We start from the raw sequence: 20,623 nt of genomic DNA on the forward strand, positions 1-20,623 counted from the left end.
CGATGGGAATCGACACCCCAATCCTCGACGACAGGTCCTACGAAGAGTATCTCGAACAGGCGAAGAAGCTGATTCCGGCCTACTCAGACGACTGGACGGACTTCAACCCACACGACCCGGGTATCACTATGCTCGAGGTCCTCGCGTGGGTCACCGAGACGTACACTTACCAACTGGACCAAATCACGGACGAGCACCGTGAGAAGTACCTCCAGTTGATGGGCCACCAAAAACAGCTTCAGGAAGCAGCGTCGGCGCGACTGTCGCTGTCGCCGCCTGAAGCCGCGTCTGGAACGAGACTCCCGGCAGGAACGAGATTCCTCGTCACCGACGGGACCAACGACACCTACCGGTTCGAGACGGACCACGACGTCGTGCTCACCGACGCCACACTCGACCGAATCGTCACCGTCGACGAGAGCGGAAAAACCGACAACAGCCAAGAAAACGCGACAGACGGGATGTTCTATCGGGCGTTCGGGAACACGGTCGAACGCGGGGATACGATGTATATCGGCTTCGATGGTGACCCGTTTGCCGAGTCGAATTCGTTCACCCTCGTCGTCGAGTATCACGACGACGACCTCCCGGAACCCACGGTGAGTCCGACCGGAGAGTCGTTCTTCGAGCCATCGGTCGAACTGCAGTGGGAGTATCGACCACCGAGCAGCGACAGTTGGGTACGACTCGACGTTGTCGCGGACGGAACGAAGTCCCTCTACGAGGGTGGTGCAATCGAACTGGCACTCTGTGAAGACAGCCATGGCCCCACCAGACAGACTGCCGAGGCCCCGGACGACGTCGAGTCGTCAGACCTCGCGTGGTTCAGGTGCCGTGTTGAGACCGCAGGGTACGAGATTCCACCGCAAGTGGACCGAATCGAACCAAACGTCGTCGAGGCGAGCCACCGTGCAACCGTCACGAACGAAGTGCTCGAACAGGTCGCGGCGCTCGGTGAGCCGACCGCACTCGATGGGCAGACCTACGAAACCGAACATACGCCGATTCTCTGGGCCGACGTTCGCGTCGACGGAGAGCAGTTCGTCGAAGTGCCTGATTTCGACGCGTCCGGGCCAACCGACCCGCATTACGTCCTCGACCGAAAGACGGGACGAATCACGTTCGGTGATGGCGAACGCGGCCGAATACCGCCGTCCAGCGCGACCATCAGCGCAGACTACGTCTACGGCGGCGGTGCCGACGGGAACGTCTCACCTAGTGCAGGCTGGCAGTTCGAAGACCCGACGAAGTCACTCACGGAAACCACGTCGCTCGGCGACATCGAACTCACGGCGGCGGGTGCTGCCACTGGAGGAAGCGACCGCGAGACGATTTCGGAAGCGCTCGAACGCGTTCGTCAGGACCTTCGGACACCGTACCGCGGTGTGACAGTCGACGATTACGAGGCGATTGCGTCGCGGACGCCGGGTGTGAGAGTCGGTCAGACGAACGTCCTCGTCGATGGCGACCGCGTTATCGTCGTCGTGGTTCCGTACGCACCACCGGACGTTTCACGACCGACGCCGAGCGATGGCTTTCTCGACGCCGTCCGTCGCCACGTCACCGAGCGGGCCATGCTCGGTGACAGAGTGACCGTCACCGGACCGACGTACGTTGGCCTCGACATCACCGTCACTGGACAGGCACGCCCGAGATACACCGAGAACGGTTACGAGGAAGACGTACGGGCGGTCATCGAGTCCTACGTTCACCCACTCATTGGCTTCGACGGAGAGGGATGGCCGTTTGGCCGTAGTCTGCAGACCGAAGCGATAGCCGACCACGTTGCATCTCTCGATGGCATCGACTACGTCTCGGACATCGACATCACCGCACACGGTGGGGCAGCACTCGAAGACGCCGTCGCTATCGGAGACCAAGAACTGTTTTCCGTGGTGAACGTCTCGACGAACTTGACGATTCCAGCAGCGGATGATGGAGGACGATACCCGTGAAATTCTCGTATACGACGACGACGAGTGACGCAGATTGGTCGAACGGCGTGCTGGACAACGTCGAACTCCGAAACGGCGGTGTTCGCCTCGCGACGAAGACGACGACGAGACGAACCGAGGTCGTATCGGAGGTCCGCGACATCGCCGCCGACCCCGACGGAATCCTGTACACACTCCGAACCAACGGTGCTGTCTATCGGTACGACCCGGCGACCGGGTTCCGAGAGCGACTGCTCAAGGGCACCGACAGAGCGGTTCGAGACCCGCGTGCGATTTGCGCGAGTTCGAACAGAGTGTTCGTGTGCGACGCGACAGATGGGACGATTACGGCGCTCTCACCGCGACTCCACCGTGTCGTCGGGACGCTCCAGCCCGACCTCGACGAGCCCACGGCTCTCGCGTACGCGTCCGGGACAATCTACGCACTCACTGCGGGCGGACTCGTTGCTGTCGACCGGAGCGGAACAGCAGACACCGCCTTCGGCGACGAACTCACCGACCCCGTCGATTTCGCGGCCCGGGAGGGAGCGCTCTACGTGTTGGACAGATATGGTGGCGACGCCGGTACAGCAGGCAAAGCCGGTACGACGGACGAAACCGGCACGACGGGCGAACTCACAGACGCCGAGCTATCACTCCGGGTCCTTGGACCCTCGGGGTCGACCACCTCCGATTCGACACTGGGCCCCGACGGGACGTTCGACTTCGGCGACGAGACGTTCACGCCCACTTGTGTGACAACGTTGGGTGAGAAACCTGTCGTCTCGGGTCCTATCGACGCCGAAGGCGGTGACGAACACGGGATATTCGTCTACGACCCGGCAACGGAAACGTTCGACCAGCGGGTCGCGCTCGAAGCGTATCCTCGCAAGATGGTTGCACAGTCTGGAGACCCAGACACCCAGACGCTCCACGTCGTGACTGGCGAAGAACGCACGTGTCATGGCTTCCGTGCGCTCGACCAGTACGTGAACCACCCTCGACAGAACCGCCACGTCGGAACCGCGATACTCCGGTACGACTCGGGGACGAAGGATATCGACTGGCATCGGGTGACGCTCGACATCATTCGGTCATCTGCCAGTACGCAAGTTCGAGTTCGATACCGAGCGACTGACGAGCCACCTCTCGTGGCGTTCGACGCCGACTGTTTCGAGGAAATGTCGCAAGCCGAGGCGTCGACGGTTCGCGGACTGGGTATCGAATCGATGTGGGAGTTCGTCACAGCAGAGCCCGACGCCCTCGTGCCGCAGGATGCAGCATTCACCCGAAACGACATCCACTCGTGGCAGGCAGAGGGACGCACGGTGCTGGCGTCGCACGCGGCGTCTGAGTGGACTACAAGCGACGTCATCGACCCCGAGGACATCCTCTTGGACGACGCCAACGGGCGGTATCTGTACGTCGCCGTCGAACTGCTCGGGACGCCAGACGCGTCGCCACTGGTCGATTCGGTGCGTGCGTACTGCCCCCGGACGTCGTACCTCCGCCACATGCCCGAGATTTACCAAGAGGACGAGCAGTCTGCGGCGTTCCTCAAACGGTACCTCTCGGTGATGGAGAGTTCCTTCGTCGATATCGAGTCGGAAATCGAGTCTATCGGCACGCACTTCGACCCCTATGGCGTGGCGAGCGAGTCTCTCGAATGGTTGGAGGGGTGGCTCGCTGCGGACCTCGGCCAAGACTGGCCCGAGAGCGCCCGGCGCGAACTGCTGGCCCGCGCCCCAGAACTGTACAAGAAGCGAGGGACGAAAGCCGGACTCCTCGAACTAATCGAGTTGTATCTCCGGCATACGAACCCGAGAGTTAGTAATCCGCTGCAGCAGTCACTCCCCGAACCATCGAAGCCTGTCCGCGCCAGTTCCGACACGAACGCACAGTCGGGGTTCGAGACAGACCAGACCACTCCGAAGAACGGCGTCTCGGACTATCGGCTGTTCTTTGTGGAGCAGACCGACCTGAGCGCGCTCGACGAGGACGTCGTCGACAGACAGTACGGGTCGTTCCTCTCCGGGAGTCGGTCGTTCGCACTGTTCTGTGGCTCACTCGACTCCGACGAACAGGTCGAAGCGCTGCAGGACATCATCGACGCGGAGAGTCCGGCACACGTCAACGGAACCGTCGTCGAGATGGAAGACGAGTTCACGCTCGGTGAGAGTTCGTTCCTCGGGCTCAACAGTCATCTGGCGTCGCGGGAGTTCTCGATGGGCGAAGCCCGACTCGGCGAGGACACCGTCCTCACGCCTCGCGGCGCTGTGGAATAGCTCGATTCGACTGTCGGAAGTCGCTGATTTTCTCCCACTCGCTTCAGCAATAAAGAATTAATAGTCTGAATGTCAATCCGTCGTAACGATGGGATTTCGGACCGCACGAGAGAGCACCACAGAGGCCGAGCGGTCCTCCGTTTGGAGTCGTGACGAAGCGGATTCGTCACAACACCGACGCCGTCGGCGAGGTCCCCGCCTGTCGGCGACGGAGTGTGAGAACCTCTTCGGCCTCGATATGTACAGAGACGGACTGGAGGTAACGGTCCAGCGTCTCGCGGATAGCCACGGCGCAGGCCAAGTTCGGCAGTGGGCCGACGAGGGCATGACCGTCGAGACGATGGGCAAGCCGCGAGACATGCGAGAATTCCGCGAGCGTCAGGAAGCGCGCCCGGCGGAAGTGCCGACTGACATCGAGCGCCGGAACGCGAAATCAGTCCAGCGCAGTCGCAACGCACACCACGAAGCGTCGAAAGCCGGTGACGCGCAGGTCCCCGACTCGGTTCGGGACGTGATTTCCTCGCCCGGCCAGCAACTCGATAGCTCGATTCAACAGACTATCGAGGAGCGCATGGGCGACAATCTGGGCGACGTTCGGATTCACACCGGCCCGCAGGCCGCGAAAGCCTGCGAGGACATCAACGCCCGGGCGTTTACTGTCGGGAATCACATCGCGTTCAATCGCGGTGAGTACGACCCGTCGTCGCCGGAGGGACAGCACGTACTGGCCCACGAGTTAGCGCACGTTCGCCAGCAGACCAGTGGGGCGGTGTCGATGTTGCCGCAGTCTGGTGAATTGGANGGACAGCACGTACTGGCCCACGAGTTAGCGCACGTTCGCCAGCAGACCAGTGGGGCGGTGTCGATGTTGCCGCAGTCTGGTGAATTGGAGATTGACCCCGACGAGCGTCTGGAGCGTGAGGCTGAGGAGACGGCTAAGCGTGTGATGCGTGGTGGGGATCTGGGGGTTCATCGGATGCGGAACTCCGACGTGCACGTTCAGCGGATGCCTGCCGACATGGTCCCAGAGGCACTGGAGATGTTCAAATCGGAGAACCAGAAGGGTTCTATCGGGTCATTCCAGCAGCGACAGAACAAGGAACGTATCGAGTTCATCGAAGAGGAAGTCAAGTGGGCCATCGACAACGTCAAATCACACGACGAGGCACTCAACATACAGAATGAGAAGATCCTGGATGCGAAAGCCGCTGGAGACACCAAGCGAGAGGTGAACCTGGAAGCGGGGAAAGAATCGATTCAAGACCGCATCGCAGAGTTATACGAGCATATTGGCGAGCGCGCCGAGCAGATTGCACTCACTGACGAGCAACGTGAGAAACTGTACGGCGACAACGACTTCGATGGTGGAGAAGTCTTCGCGGAACTCGGGTGGACTGCCGTCAAGGGCCTCATTTCGCTCGTCCCCGGAATGGGCCCGATTATGGCTGCCTACGAAGTCAGTGAGACGGCACTGCGTCAGTTCTGGGAGCAGACCGATGGCTCGCTAACTGAACGGCTTGCACAGGTTAAAGAACAAATCGTCAACGACGCCGATACCGGACAGAACAAACCGCGGGACCTGTAAAATGAAGGCTACCATATATGGGGAAGACGAAGTTGTTACTGGCGTAGAGGTACTCGATAACAACAGTGTAGAGCACGATATCCAAGTTGAGCGGGATGGAAGCATATATTCTCATCACCAAAACGGCTACCCAGACAAAGCAACCAAACGTACACCGGAAGGTAACGAACACGTCAACCAAGCCCGTCGCTATGCGAAGTGGCATGTTTATCGTGAGCGGGGTTACGACACTGTTACCCCACCGGAGAATCCGGATAGAATTCTAGCTGCCCTTGTCGCCATTGCGAGACTACCAGAGGATGTCTTCAATGAGCAGTTCGGCGATCTGCAAGCCCAGATTGAAAGCCACTATGACAATACTCCAGTGGATCTCCCGTTCTCGGATGCCGACCCTGACGACGTACTCGTCTACCGAAAAGATGTGTATGTCCAACCCGAACCAGTCGAGTTCGAGCCACCAGTCTTAGACCAGTACCTCGGCCACTTCGAGGGTGAGTCGGGTTCGCCAGAGATTCCATCGAAGGGAACACTCAACAGCACTGAGTTCGACACGCTAAATTTCGAGATTGAAGCGGTCTCGGACATGCACTACCTGCACATGGACGGTCCGGGTAGTGAGCAGACCAAGCGCGGTGCTGACCCACTTAACCGCGAACCAGACGCGACCATCGAACTCGTCCCATTCGACCCCGACGAGATAGAGTCGTTCCATCACTACATCGTCTCACACCTCGCCTACCAGATTCGTGATTGCTTCCTCCGGATGGGCGTGAAACCGCCAGTTGCGTTCCGACAGACTGGCTGGGGGAAATACCGAGCGTTCCACGAGCAGAAGTTCAGACCACAGTACGAGAACTACTGGGACGCGACAGCAGATATTCAGTCGTGGGAACCGAAGTAGCCCACGCTCAGGGCCGCAAGGACATCAACGCCCGAGCGTTCACGGTCGGGAATCACATCGCGTTCAATCGCGGTGAGTACGACCCGAGTTCGGCAGAGGGCCAGCACGTACTGGCCCACGAGTTAGCGCACGTTCGCCAGCAGACCAGTGGGGCGGTGTCGATGTTGCCGCAGTCTGGTGAATTGGAAATCGACCCCGACGAGCGTCTGGAGCGTGAGGCTGAGGAGACAGCCAAGCGTGTGATGCGTGGTGGGGACCTCGGGGTTCATCGGATGCGGAACTCCGACGTGCACGTTCAGCGCGTCCCGAAGGACCAAGTGTTCGGTGCGCTCGCGGTGTTCGAACTCGAAAACGAGAACAAGCGAGGCGACATTGGTGACTTCCAGCGCCAGCAAAACGAACGGCGCATCGGGCAGATGCGCGAGTGGCTCAGTCAATACAACCAAGACACGACCGAGGTCGAACGGAAGCTGAACGAAGTCGCAGCGCAAAACCTCATCGAGACAGAAGTCGAATCCCAGGGTGGAACCGTAACTGGCAGCCGAATCGAGGGGCCAACCGAGATTACTGACGAGTACCTTGACCACGAGGAGGCAAAACAGATCCTCGAAAAGGATCTGCCCTCGAAGTCCGAGTTGGAGGCCCAAAAGAGAGACATCGAGAACGAACTCGGTGAGAAGATGGAACAGGTCGCCATGACCGAAAACCAACGTGACGAGCTAGAAGTTGGTGTCGAGCGAGGATTGCTGGGAAAACTCGGAGAGAAGACTGCATTCTGGCTGCTTGCGAAGGTTGAACCACTTTTCAAAGCCGTCAAAGGTGGCTACGAAGTGGTCAAGAACAACTGGGGGAAAGTCGATGGCGATATCGTCGAACGGGCGATGAAATTACGCAAGGAGTTGCTTGATGAAGTCGTGCAAGACTGGACACCTAACACCGATAGCGATAAAATAGACTTCTAATTATGGATGCAGAAATAAAAAAAGAGACTGATGACGGATTTGGCCTTCTAGTCGCCGACAACAATCTGGTTGAACACAAAATAGGAGTCTGCCACGACGGAAGGATTGACGGCCATGTACAGGAAGGCTACTCTGATGACCCTTCCCAACGAACCAAAGAAGAGACTGAACACGGTAACCAAGCCCGCCGTCTCGCCAAATGGCACGTCTACCGCGAGCGAGGCTACGATACACTCACTCCGTACGAAAACCCCGACCGACTGGTCGCAGCAGCGATGGCCATACTCGACCTGACCGAGGTCGAAACGCACCACTACTTCGGAGACCTCCAGAAGACTATACAGCAACACCACGAGCACGGTGAGATCGACGTTCCGTTTGAGGACGCCGACCCGGACGACATCATCGTCTACCGGAAAGACATTTGGCTAAATCCGGAACCAACTGATACTAAACCGCCACTACTCGACCAGTTCTGCGAGTACGTGAGTAACCCACTGGACACGCTCGCCGAGATTTTAGGTGACGGTCCAGACCCCCGCGACTCACTGCCTGACTACAAAATCGAGGCTGTCTCTGACATCCACTACCTCCACAGCGATGGGCTCTCGCGCCAAGAACACTGGAACGACCAACCTCTCGACCGCGAGCCAGACGCCCGTCTCGAACTTACGGCCGTCGACATCGACGAATTCGACTCAGTCCAAACGTTCCTCGCATCTCATCTGGTCAATCAAGTCCGGGATTGCTTCATCGAGATGGGAGTCGAACCACCAGAACCGTTCCAAGTGCAGGGTCTCGGGAAACACGACTCGATGGTAAAGCAACAGCTGATGCCGATGTACGACCGGTACTTCCAAGCGGGGACACCTATCACTACTTGGGACCCAGCGTCGAAGTAATCGACTCTCAGTTACAACCTCTTACAGACTATGAGTTTGCAGCCGAAGAGACAGCCAAGCGTGTGATGCGTGGTGGGGACCTCGGGGTTCATCGGATGCAGCATTCCGACGTGCACGTTCAGCGAATGCCTGCCGACATGGTCCCAGACGCACTAGAGAGTTGGACAACCGGCTGAAGCAGACGATTGGCCGGTCGAATATCCGGCTCTCCGAAAAGCAGAAAGAGGCGCTGAAAAACCTCGCCGACCAGATCGACAGCCCGTATTCAGGGCAGGCAGTCAGCATTCTACTGAACTACATGTCGGTCGCGTCTGCTGACAAGACACTGTCGGGTATCCTTGCGAGTACAACGGCAACCGGTCCAATGGGTGGTGTCATCCTCGCTATGGGCGTGGTTTCGACCATTACCACTATACTACCGCAAGTCGTCTCCATGCTTGAGAGCGGTCTGACGGGTAGTGAGGGCGACAACACGACTGAGGAGACTCGATTCGACTAAGCATATGAACGTGAAAATCATCGACAAAGACAATCGGGGCATTGGTGTGAGCGTCACAGATAATAATGGCGTTGAACACACTGTGGCTGTCGGTTTTGATGGCGATATTCAAGGACACTCACAGGACGGCTATGGAGACCAACCAGAAAATCGAACACCCGACGAAAACGAACACGTAAGCCAAGCAAGACGCCGTGCCCGCTACCACGTCTACCAAGAGACCGAGTTCACTCCATTCCCACCCGAAGAAAACCTCCCGGGAATTAAGAAGGTCAAGCAGGCAATCGAGGACCTCTCAGTCGAGGAGTTCGAATCGTACTTCAGCGATGCCTACGACCAAGTGCTATCTAACCACCCCAGCGTCACTCCACCTGTTCCACATCCAGAATCAGTCCCACAGAATGGGTATCTCCTCTACCTGATCGACGTATATCTGAATGACAACGACGAAATCGAGGCTGTCTCGGACATTCACCTCCAGTATCTGGACGACAACGGCGACAAGACGCAAGACTGGAACGACGACCCGTTCCCCGACCGACAGCCCGACGCGCGCCTCCAACTCTTCGGAAAGTACGTTCCATCGATGGAAGTGTTCCAAGAGTTCGTCGTCTACCATCTCCGGTGCCAACTTCGGGATGTCTACATCGGTGCAGGCCTCGAACCACCCGAAGAATATCGAGTTCTTGGCCGCGGTAACGACGAACTCACAGGACGGTACCACAACGAGGAGATTACCGTCTACGAAGACTACCACCTCGAAGAAGCCGACATCCCCGGATACGAACTTGAGTTCGACTACGGATTTGGGGAACTCGGCAAACAGAGTGTCATCAACGCCAAACGAAAGGGAATCAGCGGTGGGAATCCAGACGACGCCGACAGTAGATTAGCCAATCCATCACAGGATGGAAAAGAGGGGCTGCTCGAAACGATATCGTCGGTGCTTCGAGGCAGCGACACCGACCAGACTGAGACGTGATCGACCTCGGCGACGTTGCACTGACCGAGGACCAGCAACAATCGCTGCAGAGGAGTGTTGAGACCAACGGCTGAGACAGTGTGGCGTTGGGAACCGTCAAGAGGAGCACAAACGCGCAGAGGTGAAATTTCGAGCTGGGATGACATCAAGGACATCTGGCGAAAAACAGATGGGACACTTGAACAGCGTGCCGAACAGATCGAACGAGAAATCCGAGAGGGTGTCTGGATGAAAGATGATTCACAGGGAGTCAGTGGTAGTAGGAGGAAGTAACAATGGATGGATTAATAACTGGAGAAAACGACGAGCGGGTCGGATTGAGTGTTATCGATAACAAAGACGCTGAACACCTCATCGAGATGGAATTCGATGGCACAATAAAGCACCACCAATCTGAATCCTATGCTGACAATCCAGCACTCCGAACACGCGAAGAGTGTGAACGCGTGGACCAAGCGCGCCGATTCGCTCGCTGGCACGTCTACCGAGAGCGTGGCTACGACACGGTGCAACCAACAGAGAACCCCGACCGACTGCTAGCGGGGCTGCTCGGCATCGCGATGCTATCAGAAGCAGAGTTTGACGAGTACTTCGGTGACCTCGAAGACCAACTTCACCACCACTACGATGGATCGTCGATTAATCTCCCGTTCCCAAACGCTGACCCCGACGACGCCATCATCTACCAGAAAGATGTGTACCTCACACCCGACCCTACCGAGTTCGAGCCACCGGTCCTCGACCAGTATCTCGCACGGTTCGAGGGTGAACCTGATTCACCGGTGACTGGAGGAATTCGAGATATCGAACCTGACGAGATGGATGGCCTTACCTTTGAGGTTGAGTCTGTCTCTGAGATGCACATCCTCCACAACGATGGACAGGGTTCAGAGCAGGTGTCCCACGGCGACCAACCACTTGACCGTGACCCAGACGTACGAGTCGAATTGATGGCATTCGATCCGGCGTCGGTCGACTCGTTCCACCAGTACGTTGTCTCGAACCCCGCCTACCAAATTCGGGATCGCTTCCTGCTGATGGGTGTGAAACCACCCGTCGCCTTCCGTGCGCAGGGCTGGGGAACCTACGAAGGGTTCCAATGTCAGAAATTCTGCTCGCTGTACGAGGAGTACTGGTCGAGCGAGGCCGAGATTACCTCTTGGGACCCTGAGACAGTATGAGTATCAGAGTCTAAGGAAACATCAACGCGCGGGCGTTCACGGTTGGAAACCATATCGCTTCGATTCGAACCCGCATATTGTACGCGAAGGTGAAGGGTTCGGGCTAGAACTCCGGTCGCGGTGCAAGCCCGGCCCAGTCGAGAATCGCGTGTTCGTTGTGGTAGTTCTGCAGTTGGTCAGCACGGTCGTAGCGGTCGGTACACGCCGCAATCCCGTGGCCCGTCACTTGTGTATCCGCCGGTGGTCGAAGCCCCATTCCGACGTAGCAATCCCGAATTTGACACCGGAGATGGTCGACGAGAGTGCGCTGGAAGGCCGCCATCGAAATAATCGGCGTGTGGGCGGGCGTGAGTTGGATGCGAGCAGCGAGTGTGGCGTCGCCATCCGACGCTGTGCTGTCGCCGTACTCGACGCATGTCGGCCCGTCGTCTGTATTCCAGTGAACTCGGAGTGGGGCGGAGACACGGAGGAACTGCTCGCTGGACGCATCGCCGGCAGATGTAGTCCCGGCAGTCGAGAGGAGACGGGTCAAGCGCGCGAACAGGTCCGAGTCGTCTCGGTCGGGGCGGACGTCGAGCGCATGTCGAATCTCGCCGAGGGCGTTCATCTCGGTGAGTACGTCGGACAGTTGCCGAATCTCTTCGCTATCCAGCGTGAGGTGGACGTCCTGTTCGACGAGTTGCCACGGTGTGTCCCGTGTCGCCTGGGGCGGTGCAACCGGTGGGTTATCGTTCCTCCTGTGGGCAGTGAGTTGGTCGTAACACGGCTGGAGATGCGAGGCGAGTGTCTCCTGGGACATCGCGCCGACGAGGAGTGTCGCCACGGCAAGTCGGTCCGGGTCGGCGATTTGGTCGGTACTGCTGTAGGGCGAAAGCACGTCGGCGTCGGTCGTGCGCGTGAGATAGTATTTGGCGAATCGCTCGACACGAGCGAGTCGTTCTTCGTCACCGAGAGAGCGAGATTGACCGTCAGGGAGAGACTGGTCGTGCCAGTGGTCCTCGACCATCCCGTCCGCGGAAAGTGTGAGGTGGTGTGCTGTGTCTTCGTGGTCGGTAATTCGTAACTCGACTGTGCGACCCGTGTCGGAGTGTTCGGAAACCTTCATACTGTGAATGCGGGGTCTCGGGGAGGTGCCGTCGCTTCTCGTAATCGGTCTGTGAGACTGCGTCGGCTCGTTCGTCCGAGGTGGAATTTGGTAGTGGGTGTGGGGTGTTGAATGTGACCATCCTGTCTATCGGCCAAACAGTTTATATGAAAACAGTGTTACAGTCAGTATACTTACTCATCGTATGGCACGCGAGGAAACATATTCGGACTCGGATACGCCTGACCTGACGCAGTTCCAGAAGAACCGTTTCTTCAAAGGGAAGCTGATGACGCCCCGTGATATGGAGGCAGAACAGGCGTATCACGCCGAACGGTTACATACGATAAACCGATTTCTCAACGGAAAGGGAATCGTTCACGGCATCGACGTGCAGTCTGTGACAGAGACGAGCGACGGCCTCGACGTCACCCTGACGCCCGGGCTGGCGCTCGACGGGAACGGCCGACCAATCGTCGTCGAACAGGTCACGACCAAATCCGTACCGATGCCGGCCGACGACTCCGTGTACCTCTTTCTCGAATTTACTGAGGCTGCGATGGAGACGATTCCAGTGCCAGACACGGAAGGTGCAGTTGCCGACGACACCGCATCCAACCGTGCTGTCGAATCGTTCACGCTGACGTACCACGAGACGGAACCGGACGAAGTAGCGACAACCCCGGACGTCGAGATACCCAACCTCCAATCGGACGATTTTACTCCAGAAACGCTCCGTCAACTGCTCTCTGAGCAGTACGAGCAGAAGCAGTGGACTCGGGGAACCACGGGGCCAGCCGTCTTTATCGGTGCCTTCGAGCGTACTCCTGACGGAAGTTGGGTCCCCATCGACGACGCCCCAGCACGGCCAGTCGTGCTCGACAGCGAATTCCTGTTTAGCGTCCTCGTCGACCACGTTGCAGACACCGACAATCCACACCGGACTCCGGTCACGAAAGAGCCGATGGATGTCCCCGAAGACGTCGACGAGATTATGAATGCGCTGGAAGGGCTCCAAGCACAGGTCGAGACGCTGCAAGACGACCGCCGGTCGCTGACGAGGTACGTCATGCGGAAAACCATCAAAGACCGAATTCGCTTCTTCGAGGAACTGGCCGACAGAGTCCAAGAACAAAGCGGTCAGGCGAGTCAACTCGCACGGGGTATCGTAGACCGCTCCCGCGAAGACCTGCAGGCGGTGCGTGTCCGCGAGGAAGACTACGAAGACCAGTTGGACGCACTCATCGACCCGTTAGTCGAGCTTGGAGACCACCTCGAACCAGTGACCACCGAAGAGAGTCTCGAGAATTACTTGCGAGCCGTGTCGAACATGCAAGCGGCCGTCGAAGAACGACGGTCGTTGTTAGACCAAGTCGACGCACACGACGAGGTGTGTGAAGCCGCAGACTCCCTCGAAGTACTCCTGAACGTTGTACCCATGGATGGAAACTAATGAACCAGTCCAGTTTACCGACTACAATCGTTTGAGCCGGCATTAATCAACACACTACTGAACCGTCGCTGATAGCCTCTCCGGTCGGATTTTCGGGTGGTTAGCCGTAGTTCTACATGTTTAAATTAATTCATCAAATAGTAACATTTATCAGTAACCGATTGGATTATTGACACCGTTGGAGTCAGCAAACAAATGAGTGAATATCAGTCTCCAGGCGTATACGTCGAAGAGGTGCAGAGCGGAAGCAAATCCGTCGAAGGAGTCAGCACTAGCACCGCTGGCTTCCTCGGTCAGACCGAGCGCGGTCCTGTCGAGCCTCGCCTCATCACGAACTACTCCGACTTCGAGCGACTCTACGGTTCGAGTCCGAAGTCATCCAACCTCGATTCGGCTGTCGATGGCTTCTTCAAGAATGGCGGGAGTCGCTGTTACGTCGGACGGGTTTGTGGTGCCGACGTCAACGACGTAGCGACTGGTATCCTCGCCGACGACCAGGGTAACGAAGTCGCCGAAGTCGAAGCCATTGGTCCCGGCAAGTGGGGTGAATCCGTCGCAGTCATCGTCGAAGAAAGCCAGTACCCCGGTCAGTTCGACATCATCGTCCGCTACTGGTCCGATGATCTCGAGACGGTCAAGAAACCGCACGGCGACCGTCCTGACCCATCTCCTGACGTGGAGGAAGTCTTCGACGGCCTGTCGGCAGACATGCAGTCGAGCAACTTCTACGAGAAGCAGCTCGAAAGCTCGGTCCTCGTCAACATCGAGTACAAAGGCGACGGCATGCCCGTCGAAGGCCTCACCTGGCTGCACCGCGACAGTCAACCCACTCTGTACTCCGACGGTGGTGTTGTCGAAGCCGAAGAAGAGGAAGACGAAGCAGAGGAGGATGAGGACGAAGAAAAGACCGTCGTCCACATCCCCGAAGACCTCGACGAACTCGAACAGGAGAGTCTCGAAAGCATCGCCGAACCCCTCGAACTCGAACTCGACGGCGCCGACAAAGACGACCTCGTCGTCGAACTCGAAGAAGTCCGCGAAGGTGAACGCGAGGTCGACGCCGAAATCATCACCGAAAAGCCGGAAGCGGACGGCGAAGTCACGCTCAAGGACTACGAAGGCGTCAACAAGCCCGGCCTCCGTACCGGACTCGCAGCCTTCGAAGCCATCGACGAGATTTCGATGGTCTGTGCTCCTGACGAGAACGACGTCGAGGGCCTGACCGACGCGCTCGTCACCCACTGTGAGAACATGGGCGACCGCTTTGCGATTCTGCAGTCTCCGCAGAACCCGGGCCCGATCTCTGAGATCGAGACGCCCGTCGACTCTTCGTACGCGGCGTACTACTACCCGTGGGTCAAGGTGCTCGACCCCGTCACGAACCGAGAGAAACTCGTCCCGCCAGGCGGTCACATTGCGGGAATCTACTCGCGGACGGACCAGGAACACGGCGTCCACAAGGCACCCGCAAACGAGACGCTTCGTGGCATCGTCGGCCTGCAGCACAACATCACCAAGGGCGAACAGGACGTTCTCAACCCGAAGGGAATCAACTGCATCCGCAGCTTCCAGGGTCGTGGCATTCGCGTGTGGGGTGCCCGCACCACGTCGTCTGACCCTGAGTGGAAGTACCTCAACGTCCGTCGCCTGTTCCTGTACATCGAACAGTCCATCAAAGAAGGAACCCAGTGGGCCGTCTTCGAGCCGAACGACCAGGACACCTGGGGCCGTATCCGGCAGTCTGTCAACAACTTCCTGCGTACGGTCTGGCGAAACGGCGGTCTGCAGGGTCAAAGCGAAGACGACGCGTTCTACGTGAAGTGTGGCGAAGAGACGATGTCACAAGACGACATCGACAACGGTCGTCTCATCGTCGAAATCGGCGTCGCTCCGGTCAAGCCTGCCGAGTTCGTCATCTTCCGTATCAGCCAAGATACCGAACAGGCCTAACGAATCACCCGAAACCGAACGTAACCAAACGACTACCATAACAACATCCAACAATGTCCAAGTCTCAACCAATCGCCAACACGCAATTCGATGTCGAGCTCGACGGAACCAACATCCCTGGCGTCGTCGAAGTCAAACTCCCAGAAAAGAACGTCCAGACGCACAACTACCGTGAGGGTACTGACATCGCCTCCGGAACGAAGCACCTGGGCGAAGTCACCTACACCAAGCTCGAATTCGCACGGTCCGCCGACAAGTCGAACTCCGCGCTCGACGACTGGCTGAAGGCCGCCGAAGAGGGTCGCGAAAAGGACGCCAAAAAGCAGATTGCAGTGCTCCTCAAGGACCGCACCGGTCAGACGGTCGCTCGCTACAACATGGAGGGCGCGATGGTCATCCAGTACAGCCCGCCGACGCTGAACGCGACTCCCGGTGGCGACCAGATTGCAGTCGAGACGTACGTCGTCGACTTCGACACGATGCAGGTCGACCGCTCGTAATGGGCACTCACACTACTGACCCGACGGACGGCTACGCAGTCGACCGATTCCGGGAGGAGTGTCATCTCGACTCCGAGGGATATCTCCACACCGGGACCGCGTCGGCACACGTCAACAGAATAATTATCAACACGAAAGGACAACGCCGGTAACAGATGACTAATCAGACGCTCCAGACCGAATTCGAGTTCACCCTGCCGAAGGGATACGTCGACGACGAGGGTACCCTCCACAAGGAGGGCCGGATGCGGCTCGCAACTGCCGCAGACGAGATTCAGCCACTGAACAACCCGCGTGTTCAGTCGAACTCGTCGTATCTGACGATCGTATTGCTCGCGCGGACGGTCACGGAGCTGGGCTCGCTCGATACCGTCGACGAGAACGTCATCCAGAGTCTCTTCGTGTCGGACCTCGAGTACCTGCAGGTGATGTACGAACGCGTCAACAACAGCGGTTTGAACGCGGTCGACACGGCCTGTCCAGAGTGTGGTGAGCCGTTCACCGTCGAGGTCGAAACCGGCGCACACGTCACGGACGCGACCGACGACGGAATCGCGACGACGGAGCCAGACGTGTCTCTAGATGACTCCGATGGCGTCCGCGACATCTCCACGGTGTCCGAAGCACCACAGGAAGAAAACGAGCCCATCGCAGAGGACGCAGAACCGGGAAACCCAGCCGAATGATCCACCTCCACGACCCTGACGTGCTGTTCGAGGAAGTCGCCTTCGTGGCGTACCACTTCGGGTGGAGCCGCGAAGACGTCTTGGGAATGTCCCACTGGGAACGTCAGCGGTGGTGCGAGGAGATAAGCGACATCAACGATGAGATGAACAGGAACGACGGCACTGCGTCGGGGCAGGAACCCGAACAGCAACGTCCGAACTTCCTCGATACTGGGGACGGCGGCAAGGTCCTCTCGAAGTCGTTAGACGAACTACGCGACGGGTAATCGCCACGAGATACCCCATTCAACCATGGCTAAAAAATCACAATCTCCCTACGGACAATACAACTTCGAGGTCTTGATAGACGGGAAATCTGTCGCCGGCTTCTCTGAAGTCTCTGGAATCGCGATGCAGTTGGAAACCGTCTCGTACCGAGAAGGCGGTGTCGACGAGTACGTCCACCAGCTTCCAGACCAGTTCGCTCATGCCAACCTGGTCCTCCAACGAGGATTGACAGACGACGTCACCTTCTGGGAGTGGATACAGGACGTGATGAGTGGCAACGTGACGAGAAAGAACGTGACGGTCAAAGTTCAAGAGAACTACATGGGACCGAACACGTGGGGCTGGCAGTTCCTCGGCGCATACCCCACGACGTGGCGTGGTCCTGACCTCATCGGTGGCCGACAGGGTGGTGTCGCTATCGAGACCATCGAACTCGCCTACAAGCAGTTCAACAAACTGTCCGGCGCACCGAAGTAAGCCCGAGCGCGTACCTCACTCTCGTTCTGGACGCCGTTGCACGCCGACGTCGCGTTCTGCGATGCGCGTGAACGCTTCTTCGTTGATCGACTGAATCATCACTGGTGAGGCTTCCACCGTCACCGACGGCTGATACGTGGCATCGAACCGCGCCCACAGCGAGAGCACTTCGTCGAACGGCGGGTCTGTAATCGACAGCGCGATTCGAGTATCTTGTTCGATTCCCTCGACATCGGCCGGTTCGAGCACGCTCACGTCGTTGAGCGTCTGGAGAACGAGCCCAAGCGCCTGCTGTTGGCCGAGCGTGCCGCTGACGTTGTCTTCGTCGTCTCTCGGATACGCCGTCACGAGATACTCGATGCTGACGGGCAACGGCGGGTCGCGTCGTGATGACTCGCCCACGGGAGTCGTGTTCATCGACCCGACCGAGCCATCCTTTCGGACGCGATACGGATAGAACCCGATTCGAACGGTCGAGTTGGGGCCGATATCCTCCGGGGAGACGAGTTCGATTTCGTCGGGGGCGACAGGGAGTTCTGGATAGTCGGCAGTATCAGACAGGAGGTCGACGAGCGCTTCACTCACGTATCGGATTGCTTCGTAGGTCATCGGTGGTCTCTCTCCAAACGTCGGGTTGGCATCGGCGTCTCACACAGTCGCATACGTCGCCCGTTCGTGTACCGCTCGAAAAAGGATTCCGAGGGCGTCGGGGCTTGCGAAACCGTCGATAAGTTCCGCCTCATCGTCGGTTTCGTCGGCGACTTTCAGACTCCTGTGCTGGCTCTGCGAGCGCGTCGGCGTACGGTTCGAACTCGGATTTTCGGACGACGCGACCGGAGTCTCGGTAGTCGCGTTCGAGCACGCGAACGGCGTGTTTCATCTGAATCGAGTTGGCACCGCAACTCGCTGCTTCGACGGCGATTCGCTTGGCGAGCGAGGCGATTTCACCCCCGCTCAAGTCGAACTGCGCGAGCCACTCGGCGTCGATGCCATCTGTGGGGGTCCCGCCAGGGAACGCGGCCTCCCAAATCGTCTCTCTGGTCTCTTCTTTCGGGTTCTCGAACCGAATCGTGTGGTTGATGCGTCGGGTGAAGGCCTCGTCGATGTTCGAGGCGTAGTTCGTCGTCAAGAGGATGACGCCGTCGTACGTCTCGATGCGCTGGAGCAGGTAGTTCACTTCCGCGTTGGCGTAGCGGTCCGTCGCGTCCGACACCTCTGCCCGGTCGCCGAACACCGAGTCCGCCTCGTCGAACAGGAGAATCGCGTTCGACTGTTCGGCCGCCTTGAAGATTTGTTCGAGGTTCTCCTCGGTCTCACCGATGTACTTGCTCACGACGCTGGACAGGTCGATTTTGTAGATGTGCATGCCGACCTCGTTGGCGAGCGCTTCGGCAGCCATCGTCTTCCCGGTCCCCGGTTTCCCCTTGAACAGAGCGACCACACCGGTGCTCTTGTCCGTGTCGCGGAAGCCCCAGTCGTCGTAGATTCGCCCTCGGTTCGAGATGTGTGCCTGAAGCTGGTCGAGTTTCTGGTCGGTCCGTTCTCGGAGGATGACTTCCTCGCGAGTCACCGACGGCGTGATATGCTGTGCGAGTTCGGCCAACTGGCTGGACGATTGCGCACGACAGCCCTCTCGAACGTGTTCAGCAGTTAGTTCGTCGTCACCGGCGAGCGTGTTCGCCGCCGCCAGCGCGGATTCCATCTGCCCCAGCGTTAGGTCGAACGTGCTGGCCATGTGTTCGGCATCGAGGTCGTCAGGGAGCGAGTCGGCGTGTGTCCGCCAGAACCGTCGCCGCAACGGAATCGTCGGGCGGTCGAACCCGACGAGCGCGTCTACGACCTGTCGGGTGGTTCCCGCGGGTGTCCACGCCGATTCGCCGAGCAGGAACACGTCGGCCACGACAGGGTCGAATCGTTCGATAATCGACGTTAGCGACTGGGCTCCGCCTGTCGTCGCTTTCGTCACTTCGTCAGCATCGGCGAGGACGACCGGCCGTGCCTGAAGGGCAGCCTCGCGAACGACGATATCGAGGACGCCAGCCTCCAGCACCGTCGGAAGGTGAATTTGGAGATACGTCTCGTCCTCGCACAGGGCTTCCGCAGCCCGTCGGGGACCACTCCCCTGTGGGCCGTAGAAGTAGAGGCGACGAGCAGTCTCGTCGCTGTCGCGGAGCGAAGCGAGTGTCGAATACGTGTCGTCCTCGACGAGCAGGTCGTCGAGTGTCGCGTCGGCAGTCGACTCTGTGACGAACGACTCGGCCGCACCGGAGCTCTGGGCAGGAGACGGAGAGCGCAATCCAACGTCGACAGTCCCGTGGTCGAGCAAGAACGCGTAGATACGGTCGTCGACGCGGAGCGAGTAGTCGAGTTTCGAACCAGCCCGTCCAGACCCTTCTGGCGGTTCGAGGACGAGAAGACGGTATTCGGACAGTGGTGACCCCTGACCGAACAGGTCGGTCGCGGTCAGAAACGCCGCGGGCGTCGTCGAAAAGAGGTCGGCGACGAGACTGACTGTCGGGCGTTGCTTGCTCGCGTCGTTGTGGAGTTCGCTGAATAGCTCGGCACCGGCGGGATCAATATCGGGGAAGAGCGCCAGCAACAGGACATCCAGATGTTGTCGAGTGAGGTCGAACGCATCGACGAGCGTCTGGAGTCGGAGTTCAACACCCGCATCGACTGCGTCCGTGCGCTTTTCTTCGATTGTCCCTCGGTATCGGTCGAACTCGTCGCGGATGCGACGAGGGACGACTAGCTGCGTCGACCCCGGCGGCGTGTGCGACGCGCCGGACTGCAGGCGGTCAGCCAACCCGAGTTCGGAGCGCGGGAGTTCCTCGTGACGATTCCCGAGGTGTTCGCGCAAGAGCAGGTCGAGGCACCCGAGTTCGTCCAGTAGGTGTTCAATCGTGTCCTCGTAACTCATTATCTGCGTCGAGGTGTCGGAGCACTAATAATTCATCGAGATATATGTTGGGTAT

Annotated in this window: 18 protein-coding genes and 2 pseudogenes; 17 read left to right on the forward strand and 3 right to left on the reverse strand. The window is 58.6% G+C overall.

Annotated elements, in window-relative coordinates; all coding sequences use genetic code 11:
* The first annotated feature begins 2 nt into the window (after positions 1-2).
* From C453_RS00580 to C453_RS00620, 10 genes and pseudogenes are all read left to right on the forward strand, one after another.
* Entirely contained in the window at positions 3-1,955 is a 1,953-nt protein-coding gene (locus C453_RS00580) for a putative baseplate assembly protein (protein WP_008322021.1), read from the forward strand.
* Positions 1,952-4,219 carry a phage tail protein gene (locus C453_RS00585; protein ID WP_008322022.1) on the forward strand — a complete coding sequence of 756 codons (2,268 nt, stop codon included), beginning with the start codon at positions 1,952-1,954 and terminating at the stop codon, positions 4,217-4,219. The genes C453_RS00580 and C453_RS00585 overlap by 4 nt, the downstream gene beginning before the upstream one ends.
* 88 nt (positions 4,220-4,307) lie before the next feature.
* Positions 4,308-5,804: an eCIS core domain-containing protein gene (locus C453_RS00590; RefSeq protein ID WP_008322023.1), complete on the forward strand. Its 1,497-nt coding sequence runs from the start codon at positions 4,308-4,310 to the stop codon at positions 5,802-5,804.
* A gap of 364 nt (positions 5,805-6,168) precedes the next feature.
* Entirely contained in the window at positions 6,169-6,705 is a 537-nt protein-coding gene (locus C453_RS20580) for a hypothetical protein (protein ID WP_008322027.1), read from the forward strand.
* A pseudogene (locus tag C453_RS00600) lies at positions 6,633-7,667 on the forward strand (eCIS core domain-containing protein); the annotation flags it as partial. The gene C453_RS20580 and the pseudogene C453_RS00600, both read left to right, overlap by 73 nt.
* A gap of 2 nt (positions 7,668-7,669) precedes the next feature.
* Complete coding sequence (locus C453_RS00605; RefSeq protein ID WP_241430637.1) at positions 7,670-8,569, forward strand: hypothetical protein; 900 nt, start codon at positions 7,670-7,672, stop codon at positions 8,567-8,569.
* 32 nt (positions 8,570-8,601) lie between these two features.
* Positions 8,602-8,709, forward strand: a pseudogene (locus C453_RS20940) (DUF4157 domain-containing protein); the annotation flags it as partial.
* Positions 8,710-8,729: 20 nt separating this feature from the next.
* Complete coding sequence (locus tag C453_RS00610) at positions 8,730-9,068, forward strand: hypothetical protein (RefSeq protein ID WP_008322030.1); 339 nt, start codon at positions 8,730-8,732, stop codon at positions 9,066-9,068.
* A gap of 4 nt (positions 9,069-9,072) precedes the next feature.
* Complete coding sequence (locus tag C453_RS00615) at positions 9,073-10,050, forward strand: hypothetical protein (RefSeq protein WP_008322031.1); 978 nt, start codon at positions 9,073-9,075, stop codon at positions 10,048-10,050.
* 275 nt (positions 10,051-10,325) lie between these two features.
* The gene (locus tag C453_RS00620; protein WP_008322032.1) at positions 10,326-11,231 is read left to right on the forward strand and encodes a hypothetical protein; all 906 of its coding nucleotides are present in this window, start codon (positions 10,326-10,328) and stop codon (positions 11,229-11,231) included.
* Between the two features lie 103 nt (positions 11,232-11,334).
* On the opposite strand, the gene C453_RS00625 is transcribed toward C453_RS00620, so the two are convergent.
* The gene (locus tag C453_RS00625) at positions 11,335-12,336 is read right to left on the reverse strand and encodes a hypothetical protein (protein WP_008322033.1); all 1,002 of its coding nucleotides are present in this window, start codon (positions 12,334-12,336) and stop codon (positions 11,335-11,337) included.
* 184 nt (positions 12,337-12,520) lie between these two features.
* On the opposite strand from C453_RS00625, the gene C453_RS00630 reads away from it, so the two are divergent.
* The 7 genes from C453_RS00630 (at position 12,521) to C453_RS00655 (ending at position 17,648) form a co-directional block, all read left to right on the forward strand.
* The gene (locus C453_RS00630; RefSeq protein WP_008322034.1) at positions 12,521-13,768 is read left to right on the forward strand and encodes a hypothetical protein; all 1,248 of its coding nucleotides are present in this window, start codon (positions 12,521-12,523) and stop codon (positions 13,766-13,768) included.
* Between the two features lie 195 nt (positions 13,769-13,963).
* Positions 13,964-15,718: a phage tail sheath family protein gene (locus tag C453_RS00635; protein ID WP_008322035.1), complete on the forward strand. Its 1,755-nt coding sequence runs from the start codon at positions 13,964-13,966 to the stop codon at positions 15,716-15,718.
* A gap of 53 nt (positions 15,719-15,771) precedes the next feature.
* Complete coding sequence (locus tag C453_RS00640; protein ID WP_007542067.1) at positions 15,772-16,218, forward strand: phage tail protein; 447 nt, start codon at positions 15,772-15,774, stop codon at positions 16,216-16,218.
* Positions 16,218-16,370 carry a hypothetical protein gene (locus C453_RS20285; RefSeq protein ID WP_007542065.1) on the forward strand — a complete coding sequence of 51 codons (153 nt, stop codon included), beginning with the start codon at positions 16,218-16,220 and terminating at the stop codon, positions 16,368-16,370. The genes C453_RS00640 and C453_RS20285 overlap by 1 nt, the downstream gene beginning before the upstream one ends.
* A gap of 3 nt (positions 16,371-16,373) precedes the next feature.
* Complete coding sequence (locus C453_RS00645; protein ID WP_008322036.1) at positions 16,374-16,904, forward strand: hypothetical protein; 531 nt, start codon at positions 16,374-16,376, stop codon at positions 16,902-16,904.
* On the forward strand, positions 16,901-17,170 hold the full coding sequence (locus C453_RS00650) for a DUF6760 family protein (protein ID WP_008322037.1): 270 nt from the start codon (positions 16,901-16,903) through the stop codon (positions 17,168-17,170). Before C453_RS00645 ends, C453_RS00650 begins: the two co-directional genes overlap by 4 nt.
* Positions 17,171-17,195: 25 nt before the next feature.
* Positions 17,196-17,648 (forward strand): phage tail protein, encoded by a 453-nt coding sequence (locus C453_RS00655; protein ID WP_007542059.1) that lies wholly within the window; start codon positions 17,196-17,198, stop codon positions 17,646-17,648.
* Between the two features lie 15 nt (positions 17,649-17,663).
* Here the strand turns inward: C453_RS00655 and C453_RS00660 are convergent, their stop codons facing one another.
* A complete protein-coding gene (locus C453_RS00660; protein WP_008322038.1) occupies positions 17,664-18,257 on the reverse strand; it encodes a DUF4255 domain-containing protein in 594 nt (197 codons plus the stop codon).
* A 130-nt stretch (positions 18,258-18,387) separates the two neighbouring features.
* Positions 18,388-20,571, reverse strand: a complete 2,184-nt coding sequence (locus C453_RS00665) for an ATP-binding protein (protein ID WP_394295326.1) — start codon at positions 20,569-20,571, stop codon at positions 18,388-18,390.
* Positions 20,572-20,623: the final 52 nt, after the last annotated feature.

This window comes from Haloferax elongans ATCC BAA-1513 (assembly GCF_000336755.1).
GTDB lineage: Archaea > Halobacteriota > Halobacteria > Halobacteriales > Haloferacaceae > Haloferax > Haloferax elongans.